11 protein-coding genes and 8 tRNA genes are annotated in these 12615 nt (G+C 28.3%); 3 read left to right on the top strand and 16 right to left on the bottom strand.

Annotated elements, in window-relative coordinates; all coding sequences use genetic code 11:
• Positions 1-99: 99 nt before the first annotated feature.
• Positions 100-1854 carry a diguanylate cyclase gene (locus ACH5BK_RS14070; RefSeq protein WP_404308062.1) on the top strand — a complete coding sequence of 585 codons (1755 nt, stop codon included), beginning with the start codon at positions 100-102 and terminating at the stop codon, positions 1852-1854.
• 2 nt (positions 1855-1856) lie between these two features.
• Here the strand turns inward: ACH5BK_RS14070 and ACH5BK_RS14065 are convergent.
• The 16 genes from ACH5BK_RS14065 to ACH5BK_RS13990 form a co-directional block, all read right to left on the bottom strand.
• Positions 1857-1931, bottom strand: a tRNA-Gln gene (locus ACH5BK_RS14065).
• Between the two features lie 36 nt (positions 1932-1967).
• A tRNA-Thr gene (locus ACH5BK_RS14060) sits at positions 1968-2044 on the bottom strand.
• A gap of 37 nt (positions 2045-2081) precedes the next feature.
• Positions 2082-2158 (bottom strand) — tRNA-Met (locus ACH5BK_RS14055).
• A 10-nt stretch (positions 2159-2168) separates the two neighbouring features.
• Positions 2169-2245, bottom strand: a tRNA-Met gene (locus tag ACH5BK_RS14050).
• Positions 2246-2256: 11 nt separating this feature from the next.
• A tRNA-Gly gene (locus ACH5BK_RS14045) sits at positions 2257-2333 on the bottom strand.
• Positions 2334-2383: 50 nt separating this feature from the next.
• Positions 2384-2460 (bottom strand) — tRNA-Gly (locus ACH5BK_RS14040).
• Positions 2461-2468: 8 nt separating this feature from the next.
• Positions 2469-2545: transfer RNA gene (locus ACH5BK_RS14035), tRNA-Ile, on the bottom strand.
• A gap of 9 nt (positions 2546-2554) precedes the next feature.
• Positions 2555-2645, bottom strand: a tRNA-Ser gene (locus tag ACH5BK_RS14030).
• A gap of 228 nt (positions 2646-2873) precedes the next feature.
• Entirely contained in the window at positions 2874-3572 is a 699-nt protein-coding gene (gene pyrF / locus ACH5BK_RS14025; RefSeq protein ID WP_404308488.1) for an orotidine-5'-phosphate decarboxylase, read from the bottom strand.
• A gap of 4 nt (positions 3573-3576) precedes the next feature.
• On the bottom strand, positions 3577-3969 hold the full coding sequence (gene nusB, locus ACH5BK_RS14020; protein ID WP_404308486.1) for a transcription antitermination factor NusB: 393 nt from the start codon (positions 3967-3969) through the stop codon (positions 3577-3579).
• 1 nt (position 3970) lies between these two features.
• Positions 3971-4441: a 6,7-dimethyl-8-ribityllumazine synthase gene (ribH, locus tag ACH5BK_RS14015; protein WP_404308484.1), complete on the bottom strand. Its 471-nt coding sequence runs from the start codon at positions 4439-4441 to the stop codon at positions 3971-3973.
• Between the two features lie 73 nt (positions 4442-4514).
• Entirely contained in the window at positions 4515-5318 is an 804-nt protein-coding gene (kdsA, locus tag ACH5BK_RS14010) for a 3-deoxy-8-phosphooctulonate synthase (protein WP_404308482.1), read from the bottom strand.
• The gene (locus ACH5BK_RS14005; RefSeq protein WP_404308480.1) at positions 5319-7004 is read right to left on the bottom strand and encodes a potassium channel family protein; all 1686 of its coding nucleotides are present in this window, start codon (positions 7002-7004) and stop codon (positions 5319-5321) included.
• Positions 7005-7017: 13 nt separating this feature from the next.
• Entirely contained in the window at positions 7018-7395 is a 378-nt protein-coding gene (locus tag ACH5BK_RS14000) for a DUF6394 family protein (RefSeq protein WP_404308478.1), read from the bottom strand.
• Positions 7382-9124, bottom strand: coding sequence for a glutamate synthase-related protein (locus ACH5BK_RS13995; RefSeq protein ID WP_404308476.1), 1743 nt, complete (start codon positions 9122-9124; stop codon positions 7382-7384). The genes ACH5BK_RS14000 and ACH5BK_RS13995 overlap by 14 nt, the downstream gene beginning before the upstream one ends.
• 3 nt (positions 9125-9127) lie before the next feature.
• Entirely contained in the window at positions 9128-10012 is an 885-nt protein-coding gene (locus ACH5BK_RS13990) for a DMT family transporter (protein ID WP_404308474.1), read from the bottom strand.
• Positions 10013-10137: 125 nt separating this feature from the next.
• Here ACH5BK_RS13990 and murA point away from each other — a divergent pair, with 125 nt between their 5' ends.
• Together murA and ACH5BK_RS13980 are read left to right on the top strand one after the other, a co-directional pair.
• A complete protein-coding gene (gene murA / locus ACH5BK_RS13985) occupies positions 10138-11403 on the top strand; it encodes a UDP-N-acetylglucosamine 1-carboxyvinyltransferase (protein ID WP_404308472.1) in 1266 nt (421 codons plus the stop codon).
• A 102-nt stretch (positions 11404-11505) separates the two neighbouring features.
• Positions 11506-12603, top strand: coding sequence for a hypothetical protein (locus ACH5BK_RS13980; protein ID WP_404308470.1), 1098 nt, complete (start codon positions 11506-11508; stop codon positions 12601-12603).
• Positions 12604-12615: the final 12 nt, after the last annotated feature.

The raw sequence follows: 12615 nt of genomic DNA, 5'->3' as shown, positions 1-12615 counted from the left end.
GTCTGTTATATATATAATTTTATAATTATATACAAAGTTTTAATAATATTTTATGTAATATGTAACTTTTAATATAAACTTTAAATAAGGAAAAATAAAATGAAGTTATTAATCATGCTTGTTTTACTTTTTTTAAACATAAATGCTTCTAATATAATTCAAATAAATGATAAAAAAGTAAAATTAAGTAATTTTGAAATTTTATATTATATAAATGACTCAAATAATATAGATATTAATAATATTCACGAAGTAAAGTTTAAAAAAGGAAAAAATAAAGCTTCACTTGGTAGAACTGTAAAAAATACATGGATAAAAATAGTATTAAGAAATAATACGAAAGATAAAATGCAATTATCTCTTCATCAAAGTATGGCATTTACTCTCAATAAAATATTATATTTTGAGAAAAATAAAGAAGGAGAACTTCTAAAAAAAGAAGAACTTAATATACAAAATCCAAAAAACTCAACATTACTTAAAGGATCAAATGCAATTTATCCCATATCAATTAATCCAAAAGAAATAAAAACACTTTATATTAATCAAGAATCAAGTGCTTATCACTTTTATAACTTTTCAATTTTTGACAATATAGAATCTATAAAATACTTAATTTATGAAAAAGCTGATGGTTTATTTTTCTTTGGTTTATTGCTTGCTTTAGCATGGTATAATTTTTTATTCTATATTTCAACTAAATATAAAGAGTATTTATTCTATTCATTATATCTATTTAGTGCCACTATCTGGATTTTTTATATGTATGGCTCTTTAGCTCACTATTTTAATGTATATGGAGAAATTGCTACTAAATTCAATTTTGCTTTAATGTTAATACCTATTTTCTTAACTTTATTTATACAATCAGTTTTCGAAACAAAATATAAGTATAAAAAAGAACATTTATTTTTAAATAGTGTAATTACATTACTATCTTTAAATTTTCTATATGGACTAATTAATTATAATCATTCATTAGTCTTATTAAGTATTACCTTAAATTATTCATTAGTTGTATTTTTATTAATAAGTATAAGTATTTATAAAAAAGGTAATCAAGTTATAAAAATATTTTTAATAGCACATATCTTTTATATTGCATTTACTTTATATGGCATCTTATTTTATATAGGAATGGTTGAATTTAACTACATATCTTCACATAGTATAGGAATAGGTATTATAATAGAAGCATTAACACTTTCTTATTTAATATCTTATAAATATAAAAAAATTGAAAACGAAAAAATAAATGCTTTAAATGATAAAATAAAAGCACAGTCTTTATTAAATGAAAAAAATAAACTTCTAAAAATCACAAATGAAAAATCAGAAGAACTTAAAGTCTTAAATAAAAGGCTTGAAGAACTTTCTATAACAGATAAATTAACAAGTTTATACAATAGAACAAAAATAGACGATACTCTACAGAGACAATTAAAATATACAAAAAGATATAATGAAGATTTTAGTCTGATTTTAATAGATATAGATTTCTTTAAAAAAATAAATGATACTTATGGTCATCAAGTAGGAGATACAATCCTAAAAGAGTTTGCTCAAATTCTAAAAGATAATATAAGACAAACTGATACTGTTGGAAGATGGGGAGGAGAAGAATTTATAATAATATGCCCTAAAACGAATTTAGAAGAAGCAAATATTGTATCCCAAAAGATTAAAAATAAAATTGAGAAAACTAGTTTCTCAACTATAAATAACTGTACTGCAAGTTTTGGTATTAGCACTTATAAAAAAGGTTTAGATATAAAAGATATTGTAAAAAATGCTGATGAAGCTTTATATAAAGCAAAAAGTAATGGAAGAAATACTATATGTTATAAAATATAAAGTGGATGGGATAGCAGGATTCGAACCTGCGAATGCTGGTACCAAAAACCAGTGCCTTACCGCTTGGCGATACCCCATTATGAGTTCAAAAAAATTGTATAGTTAAAATAAAGTGGAGCTGGTGAAGGGACTTGAACCCCCGACCTGCTGATTACAAATCAGCTGCTCTAGCCAACTGAGCTACACCAGCTTCCAAAAATATTAAGTATTATTCACTTTGTGAATAATGGTGTCAAGAGAGAGACTTGAACTCTCGACCTCCGGCTTATGAGACCAGCGCTCTAGCCAGCTGAGCTACCTTGACACTGACTAATTGGTTGCGGAAACAGGATTTGAACCTGTGACCTTCGGGTTATGAGCCCGACGAGCTACCTAGCTGCTCTATTCCGCGTTAATAAAAAGTGGAGCGGGAGACGAGACTCGAACTCGCGACAATCTGCTTGGAAGGCAGAGGCTCTAGCCAACTGAGCTACTCCCGCTCTTATGGTAAATAAAATAAAAATAAATAGTATTACCAAACTATTTATAGTGGAGCGGGAGACGAGACTCGAACTCGCGACAATCTGCTTGGAAGGCAGAGGCTCTAGCCAACTGAGCTACTCCCGCATTGTAAGTGGTGGGTCTAGAAGGACTCGAACCTTCGACCACTCGGTTATGAGCCGAGTGCTCTAACCAGCTGAGCTATAGACCCTCACTTCAATGGCGGACAGAGAGGGATTCGAACCCTCGGTACCGTTGCCAGTACGCATCCTTAGCAGGGATGTGGTTTCAGCCAACTCACCCATCTATCCGTCTAAATTCGATACGTTGTACCAAATTTGGATGGGAATTATATACCCATCCTCCTTAAAAAACACTTAATATTTTTGAAATATTTATTTTTTTACAAAAATTATTTATTTTTACAAAAAAGCCAATATATAACTAAGGTAAAAAGATTGAAAAAGTATTTTTTATTATATTTGTAAGTTAATAGCTATAAAAAAAGCCAAGTTCTTTTGAACTTGGCTTTTTTTAAATTAAATATTTTGAAGTATTTTTTCAACTACTTCTTTAGGTTTATCAGCTTTATAAATTGGTCTACCAACAACTATAAAATCTACATTATTTTCTTTAGAAAAAGGAATATCTGCTACTCTTTTTTGATCTTCTGCATCTTCTCCAAAAGGTCTAATACCTGGACATAAAGTAATAAAGCTATCAGAAGTATTAACTTTAATATCTAAACTCTCAAAAGCTGAACAGACTACTCCATCAACTCCTGATTCATAAGTATCTTTTGCCATTTTTATAGCTTTTGTATCAATATCTTCATTATATATTGTTTTAAAAGCTTCATTATCAAAAGAAGTTAAAGCTGTTACAGCTAAAACTAAAGGTTTATTTGGAATATCTTTAATTCTTTGCATTACAGTACTCATAGCTTTGCTTCCAGCACTTGCATGAACATTAAACATATCAACTAAACCAAAATTAGCTATCTCTTGGGCTGCATCAGCCATCGTATTTGGGATATCATAAAGTTTTAAATCTAAAAATATTTTAAAATTTGGATTAATAGCTTTTAATTCTTCTAAAAACTCTTTACCATCTCTTATATATGACCTAAATCCAACTTTTAACCATACATCAAAATCTTTTATTTGTTTTACTATTTCTAAGTTTTCTTTTGCTGTAGGTAAGTCTAAAGATATACAAAGCTTCATAGAATTACTCATAGAACTATACCTTTTTAACTTTATCTAAAAGCCCATTTATAAACTTAGGTGCTCCATCACTTGCCAATTTTTTTGATAATTCTATAGCTTCGTTAATTACAATAGCTTTATCTAATCCATCAAAAATTTCATATATCGCAAGTCTTAAAATAGATTTTTCAACAGAACCTATATCAGAAATACCACCTTGTTTTAAATGACCTTGTATTTCTTCATCAATTTTTTCAAGATTTTCAACAGTTCCATTAAAAAGTTTTAATGCAAACTCTTTTTGTTTGTTTCTAATTTTTTTATCTTCTAAAATTTCATCTACAAATTTAGCAATACCTTCATTACCTAAATCATAAGCGTATAAAAGACCAATAACAGACTCTCTTACTTGTGTTCTTGTAGCCAAATTATTTCTCCATTTCTGAGTAAAGGTCTAACATTTCAATGATAGTAATCATAGCTTCAGCACCTTTGTTTCCAACTTTTGAACCTGCTCTCTCGATTGCTTGCTCAATTGTATCAGTTGTTAAAACTCCATTAGATACAGCTTTTCCATATTTTAAAGCTACTGTTGCTATACCTTTTGTTGCTTCTGCTGAAATATAATCAAAATGAGGTGTAGCACCTCTAATTACAGCACCAACACAACATATAGCATCATATTTTTTAGAAGCTAAAGCTTTTTCTAGGGCAAATGGAATTTCAAATGCACCTGGAACTAATAATAAATCTAAATTATCTTCATTTCCACCATGTCTTAAAAAGGCATCTTTTGCACCTTCAACTAATCTATCAGTAATTATGTGATTAAATCTACCATTAATAATAGCAATTTTTTCATCACCTTTTAATCTTAATTTTCCTTCAATAACGTTCATAAAATTTCTCCGAATTTCTTATAATATTTTGCGATTATATCTAAAATTTATTTAAAGCCTAAAAATATAATTTTTATTTATTAAAACCTAATACTTCTTGAATAGCAAAAATATCATCAATTACTTTGTATAATTCATCTACTTGTACCATGTTAGGTCCATCACTTAAAGCAATACTTGGATCTGTATGTGTCTCAAAAAAGAATCCATCAACTCCAACAGCTGCTGCTGCTTTTGCTAAACTTGGAACTACTGCACTATTACCACCAGTTGTACCACCAGTACTTGGTACTTGTGCAGAGTGTGTTGCATCAAAAATAACTGGAGCATACTCTCTCATAGCAATTAAATTTTTCATATCAACTACTAGTGCTCCATAACCAAATGTATTTCCTCTTTCACAAAGCCATACACCATTTTCATTAGAGTTTTTATAGTTTACTTCTTCAACACCTCTTGTCTTAAGAATCTTTTCAACAGGATGTTTCATAGCTCCTGCTGCTAAAAATTGACCTTTTTTGATATTAATTTTACAGTTTGTTTTTGCAGCTTCTACTAATAAATCTGTTTGTCTACATAAAAATGCAGGTATTTGTAAAATATCTAATACTTCCCCAGCAGGTTTTGCTTGACATGATTCATGTATATCTGTTACTAGTTTGTATCCAAACTGTTCTTTTATTTCTTGAAATAATTTTAAACCTTCTTCAAGTCCTGGCCCTCTATATGAGTCTAAACTTGTTCTATTTGCTTTATCAAAAGAAGCCTTGAAATAAAACTCTATTCTTTCATCTTCACTTAAAGGCTTTAGCTTTTCAGCTATTCTCATTACTGTATCTCTATCTTCTAAAACACATGGTCCAGTTAAAATTTTCATTTAATTCCTTTTAAAAATTGTTTCTTTTTCTGTACCTGTTAAGGCATAATGAAACTCATAAATATTTTGACATATATACTCAATATCACTTTTTGCATATTTATCAGATGCAATTAGTATCTTATCTTCTAGTTCTAAATCAAGACTATAATCAGGTAAAAGAGTGTATTCATCTTTTCTTTTAAGAAGTAATGGTACCACATTATTACTCTGTTCTTTATTATGTAAAGATCTAAATAAAAACTCTAATCTTATAGGTTTTCCACTTTTTAAATGTTCATAAATCATCGGAGATTCATATTCATCTAAAGAAATCTCATATACTAAAGGTGCTTCATCTATTACAGTAATTAACTTTTTTACAAGTTCACTTGCCCATTTTTCATCTTTTTTTAGCATCAACCTAATAAACTTATCTGATAATGGTTTTATTAAAGCATTCGTTGTTTTATTAATTAAAATTTTTGATGGTAAGAAGATGTGATCAATATTTGCATTTTTAAAAATAGAAAAGTCTTCCATTTCATTTTCACGAACTATTGTTTTAATTTCAGGGTTTAATTTTTTTGCAGTCGCTAAAATAGAAAGATTTGTTGTATCATCATTTGTTGCAGCAATAATAGCACAAGCTTCTTTGATTCCAACATTAAGCAACATTTGTTTATCATCAGCATTTCCAAAATTTACATGAGAAATTTCTTGATTAGTATAAGTTTCAGCTTTATTAATATCTAATTCAACTAATTCAATATGAATGTCATTTTTACTCAACTTTTCATATATCTTTCTACCAAGTCTTCCATATCCACAAATAATATATTTACCTTTAGGAAAAGTTGGTAGTTTTGCATGTAAATTGTCTAAACTATATAACCATTTTTCTAGCCTAAAAATATTAGGGGCTGTAAGTGCAATATTTATTTCAGAAGAAATAATAGAAAAAGGGTTAGCTATTATTTCGACATCTAAATCTTTCAAGTTTTCAGTTTGATTAGAAGTTGTTGATTTTGCTACAATTTTTACATGTTTATTTAAAAGTTTTGCTGTTAAAGCAATTCTTAGATTAATACTATCTTCCTCAAATAAAGATACTATTGCTTTACAATTTGATTTTTTTATTCCTGCTGCTTCTAATTCCTTAATAGAATAATTATCACAATTTAATACAGGAACAGTAGGAGTAAAACTTTCTAATATAAGATCGTTTATTTTCTTTTTATCTTTTTCTATTACAACTGTTCTAGTACCTTGCTCAATTGCTTTATTTATTATTTCTTTAGTAATTTGGTTATAACCTAAAATAATTATAAATTTATCTTTTAAATTTGCTATTTGTCTTCTAAATTTTGATTTTTGAATTTCTTGTAAAAAAAGTTGATCTTGAAGAAGTGAAACTAAAGACCCTATTCCATAAAACCACCCTAAAACAGTAAGATAAATAGAAAAAGTAACCCACATTCTTTGAGGATATGTAAATTCATAAGGTGTTTCACCAAAACCAATTGTAGTTGCAGTATAAGTTACAAAATAAAAAGCATCAAAAATACTCATATTATAGGGCTTGCCATTTGAATCAAGCCCTTCAATTAAAACTAGCCCCGTAATTGCTATTGTATAAGTAATAACAATTACTAAAAAAGGGACTCTCATTCTTTGAAGAATGATAAAGAGTGAACTATTTTCCAAAGCTCTTCCTAAATTATCTTTTTGATTTTAGTGTATCTCCAACATAAAGTGTTACAGAAACAAAATTTGCCAATAATGCTCCACCAGATAAAGACACTATTGTAGCTATAACTTCTGCATCTACGGTATATGCATAAGCTGCAATAGTCCAAATAATTGCAGCAGCTATAAGCTGAATATCAGCAACTAATGAAGTTGCTAATAATACAGACCCCATTTGAGTTTTATCACCTAATTTTAAAGTTGTAGCTATCAAATTAATTATAATAGCAGCAAAAAGTTCATATTTACTATGGCTTTCTAAAGTATACATATCCCCATAAAAAAAACCAAAATTTATTGTCATTGCTAATATTATAAAAAAACCTGAGATAACCTTATCTAGATTCATGATATTCGTCCTCTAAATCTTTTCCAATATCAAGTCTTCTTTTAAATACATTATCAATATTATCATGAACTCTTGAATCTTTATCTAAGAATAAAAGTCTATGTTTATTTAATTGATTTACATTTTTAAGTCCCATAATTGCCAACATTCCCTTAACACTTTTAAGTAAATTATTATGGTAATTTCTAACTTTTTTAGCTTGTTTATATACAAAATATTTTTGTCTTTTTTGTTTATTTTGAGTTGCAAGTCCCACTGGACAATCATGTCCTGTTGTACCTGAACAGTATCTTGCCCTAATACACCCAGCACTCATCATAAAACCTCTAGCAATTTGAATAAAATCAGCACCTAAAGACATAATCACAATAACATCATCAGGAGTTAATACCTTACCACTTGCTACTAATTTTACCTTATCTCTTACTCCAAAGTTTTCTAATACTTTGTTTGCTAAATAAATAGAATCTCTAATATTTAAACCAACTCTTTCCATCATTTCAATAGGAGCAGTTGCACTACCTCCTGAACCACCATCAATAGAAATAAAATCAGGATATCTACTATCACCTGCATCTATTCTTCTTTTTATTTCTTTAGCATAAGGTTCAATATTTTCAATATCAGAAATAACAATTTTCACACCAACTGGTTTTTCAGATAATTCTTGTAGTGTACCTATAAAATCAAATAACTCCTCAATTGTATTAGCATAAGGAAATCTATTTGGTGAAAACACGTCAGTATGAGGTCTTACGTTTCTATAATATGCAATAGCAGGAGTTACTTTGTGAGCAGCTAATTTACCACCTGTTTGTTTCGCTCCTTGGGCTATTTTAATTTCAGTCATTTTACAAAATCTCATAGTTTTTTGATATCTTTCTGGATCAAAGTTACCATCTTTATCCCTAGCACCATAAAGTCCAGAACTTAACTGTAAAATAATATCAGGCATATCACTTGGAACTTCTGTTGGAAAGTTTTCTAAAGGCGCATCCCAATTTACTCTATGAAATAATTGTGACTTTAAATCAAAAACATAAGTTTCTGCTTCTGGATCTTTTTTAAATATAAGTTTTCTATAAACATCTGCTGCCATTGCACCATTAAAGAAGAAATTTACAACATCTTTTATTTTTTTAGAAATAATTGTACCATGTACAATTTTCATATAATCTTCTTTATATGTTTTATGAGTTACAAAAAAGTTTGATGTCACACCACCCTCTCCTGAGTTTATAGGGAAACCTCCCATTTGAGCACCTCTTACAAAAGCTCTTGTACCCTCAGGAGAAATAGAACCATCACTCATAGCACTTCTAGCAATAATTGTCTTTGCAGTATAAGGATACTTTCTTCCTTCCCCAAAAGTTACTTCAAAATCATTATCAACTTCATCTTCATTTAAAACAATATTTGCATGTCTAATCATAAACTTTGGCTTAGGAAGAGGTTGAGCTGGTGAAAATGCAGCATAATTTGGCTTGTCATTTGCAGCTTTATAAACCCAATCAAGTTTATCTTTTGATTCGTAAAACTTCTCATCTCCAAAATATTGTCTAAAAGGTTCTCTCGCTTCCTCTAAAACATATCTTAACCTACCTATTATTGGGTAGTTAACCAATAGTTGATGATCTCTTTGCACATATTTATCATGAACATACCAAGCTGTTATGATAATAAAAAATATAAGTAAAAAAATCTCAATATATAATAAAAACACATCCATAATCTAATCCTTTTTCATGGAAACTAATACACCACTTATTACAATCAAAAGTATACCAAAAGTAATCCAAATATCAGGTAGACTATCTCCTAAAAATAGTCCTAGTAAGATAGAAAAAGCAATATTGCTATAACCAATAGTACCTATAATACCTGCTTTTGCGCATGAGTAAGCTTTTGTCATAAAAACTTGAGCGAATGTAGCGAAAATTCCCAATAAAATAATAAATAACCAATCAATACCCTTTGGCATAACAAAAGGAGCAAATAAGAAATCTAAATTCTCATTTGTATAAAACTCTCCAATTATTAAAAGAATCAAAGGACCAATTGTTCCAATAGCCATAAATGACAACACAATAGCTCTATTATCATAATACTTCCTAAGTTCTCTAATAGAAGTATATGCAAGCCCTGCTCCCACACCACAAAGTATCCCAAGATAATCCGTTTTATCTAAAGACGAACCATCAAACTTTGTTATAAATAAAATACCTATAAAACCTATAAATACCCCAAACCAACCTTTAATTCCTAATTTTTCTTTTACAAAAACATAAGCAAATATAGCTGTAAATATTGCAGAAGTTTTTGAAAATGTCATAGCTTCACCCAAAGGAATATTTGCTATGTTATAAAAAAAGAAAAGTAATGCTATAAATCCTGCTGTACCTCTAAATATTAAAAGCCACATCTTTCCACCAATTTGGTTTAGTGGACTTTTGTATATTGATAATAAAATCAATACAACACCAAAAACATTTCTAAAAAAAACTACTTCAATCGAACTCATTGAATCACTAAGTTCTTTTGCAGTTGCCCCCATAAATGCAAACATTACAGAAGCAAATAACATATATTTAACACCTAATTTAACACTATTTTCCATTTATTACCTTTTAAAATCGCAATTGTATTGCTTATCATATTAAAAAAAGATTATTAGTGTTAATTTTTAAAGGCTTTTTTAGATAATATATCAGCTTTGTTTAGATATATAATTGTAGGAAAGACATGGAATACTTAAAAATAATAGGAAATAAAGAGATTTCAGGTGAAGTAGAAATCTCAGGTGCAAAAAATGCAGCACTTCCACTAATAGCAGCAACAATACTTGCTAAAAATGAAATTAAAATTGGAAATATGCCAAATGTTGTAGATATAAATACTTTTTTAAAACTAATAGATATGCTTGGTGGTAGTTTCCAAAAAGAAAATGACATTGTTAAAATAAACACTTATGAAATAGATAAAACAACAGCAACTTATGATATTGTAAAAACTATGAGAGCTTCAATCTTAGTTTTGGGTCCTTTACTTGCTAGATTTGGTCATTGTGAAGTTTCTCTTCCTGGAGGATGTGCAATTGGGCAAAGACCTGTTGATTTACATTTAAAAGCATTAGAACAAATGGGTGCCAAAATAGATATTAAACATGGATATATTCAAGCAACTGCACCACAAGGACTAAAAGGTTCTAAAATTGTATTTGACAAAGTTACAGTTGGTGGGACTGAAAATATTTTAATGGCAGCAGCACTTGCACAAGGAACAACTACTATAATAAATGCAGCAAAAGAGCCTGAAATTGAACAACTATGTGAAATATTAATGAACGCAGGTGTAAAAATTGAAGGTTTAGGTACTTCTAAACTTATCATTGAAGGTTCAAATAAAGAACTATTAGAATTTAAAGACTTTGATATTATTCCTGATAGAATTGAAGCTGGTACATATATGTGTGCTGCTGCAATAACAAATAAAAAACTTAAAATAAATAAAGTAATTCCTTTACATCTTGAAGCTATTATCTCAAAACTAGAAGAAATGAATTTTGAAATAATTATAGATGAAAACAGTGTTACAATACTTCCTACAGATGAAATTAAACCTGTAAATATTATTACAAGTGAATATCCAGGTTTTCCAACAGATATGCAAGCACAATTTATGGCATTAGCTACTCAAGCAAATGGTACTAGCACAATTGATGAAAGACTTTTTGAAAATAGATTTATGCATGTAAGTGAACTTTTAAGACTTGGTGCAGATATTCATTTAAATGGAAATATAGCAACTATAAATGGCCAAGCTCATACTTTAAATGGTACGGATGTAATGGCAACAGATTTAAGAGCTTCATCTGCATTAGTTTTAGCTGCACTTGTAGCAAAAGGTGAAACAAATATTCATAGAATCTATCACCTTGATAGAGGATATCAAAACCTTGAGGGAAAACTAACTTCAATAGGTGCTGATGTAAAAAGGTTTACAGAATAGGACACTTTTTAAATGATAAGAGAAAAAACCACACTCTTATCATTTCTTTAAGTTAAAATTCCATAAAATTTATTCAACTACAAAAAAGGTGATAATACTACTATGAAACTAGAAATATCTTTATTTAAATTTGACAAAAATTCTGATTATTTACCATACTATACAAAACATTTTATAAAAACTAAAGAAGAAAAAACTTTACTTGATATTTTAAGAAATATCAATAAAGAACAAAAACTTGGTTTTATTGACTGTGAAAATTTTGATTTAGTAGTAAATGGTGTATATGTAAAAGCAGGAATTGAATTAAAAAAATTAAAAGAAGAGTTTGGAACTGACATAAAAATTGAACCAATCTCAATAAGAAGAGCTTGTGATGATTTACTTATTAATGATGATGATTTCAAAGAAAGATTACAACTGCTAAATGATTTTGTTTCAGAAAATGATAAAACTATCTATGAACAATTAAAACCTTACTTTTATGCTTCAAACACACTAAATCTTGATAAATTATATATTGGTGATTCTCTACTTATTTTAACATCAATGATTATGGAAAGATTAAATGATGAAGATAAAAATACTATACTTAAAATAATAAATGAATATGAAGTTTCAGCTAGTTACTATAATAGCTCAAAAAATGTAATTTTAGACTTTGATACATCTTATGAAGAAAGAATCATAAAATTACAGAAAGCATTAGAGTTATATGAAGAAATAGAAAAACAAAACTTTAGATTAAATAAAACATTAGTTTTAGACTTTGGTGAATTTGAAAATGAATATGAAGTAAAACATGACTTTAATGATTTTGCAATAGCTTATTATTCTTCTAATTCTCAAGAAAAATACACTAAATTAATTAATAGTTTAAAGTCAAAGAAAATAAAACTAGAATCTCAAAAACTTGACTTATCAAAAAATACATTTAATAAAAATAGTAAAATTACACTATTTTGTGCATATACTATATTATTAGAAGCTTTTGATGCAGGTGCTGATTTACTAATAGTTGATTGTGATGAAGACTTTTATATTTTTGATTATAATAGAAAAGAACTAGAAAAAATGTGTGGAAGAGAAGTAGCTATTCCTGTTCTTCATATAAATGAACTTCAAAAACTAGCAAATGGTAAACATGATGAAGTTAAGCAAACACTTGAAAAACATCAAGTTAATCCAGAAATAATTTAATTAAAAGGCAAA

Origin of the sequence: Arcobacter sp. YIC-80 (assembly GCF_044841725.1) — a bacterium.
Taxonomy (GTDB): Bacteria; Campylobacterota; Campylobacteria; order Campylobacterales; family Arcobacteraceae; genus Arcobacter_B.
This window is presented reverse-complemented; position numbering and strand designations above follow the sequence as displayed.

Excerpts from the sequence above, each read along its gene's own strand:
- ACH5BK_RS14070 (WP_404308062.1), top strand. The coding sequence starts at position 100 with ATGAAGTTATTAATCATGCTTGTTTTACTTTTTTTAAACATAAATGCT.
- pyrF (WP_404308488.1), bottom strand. The coding sequence starts at position 3,572 with ATGAGTAATTCTATGAAGCTTTGTATATCTTTAGACTTACCTACAGCA.
- ribH (WP_404308484.1), bottom strand. The coding sequence starts at position 4,441 with ATGAACGTTATTGAAGGAAAATTAAGATTAAAAGGTGATGAAAAAATT.
- kdsA (WP_404308482.1), bottom strand. The coding sequence starts at position 5,318 with ATGAAAATTTTAACTGGACCATGTGTTTTAGAAGATAGAGATACAGTA.
- ACH5BK_RS14000 (WP_404308478.1), bottom strand. The coding sequence starts at position 7,395 with ATGAATCTAGATAAGGTTATCTCAGGTTTTTTTATAATATTAGCAATG.
- ACH5BK_RS13995 (WP_404308476.1), bottom strand. The coding sequence starts at position 9,124 with ATGGATGTGTTTTTATTATATATTGAGATTTTTTTACTTATATTTTTT.
- ACH5BK_RS13990 (WP_404308474.1), bottom strand. The coding sequence starts at position 10,012 with ATGGAAAATAGTGTTAAATTAGGTGTTAAATATATGTTATTTGCTTCT.
- murA (WP_404308472.1), top strand. The coding sequence starts at position 10,138 with ATGGAATACTTAAAAATAATAGGAAATAAAGAGATTTCAGGTGAAGTA.
- ACH5BK_RS13980 (WP_404308470.1), top strand. The coding sequence starts at position 11,506 with ATGAAACTAGAAATATCTTTATTTAAATTTGACAAAAATTCTGATTAT.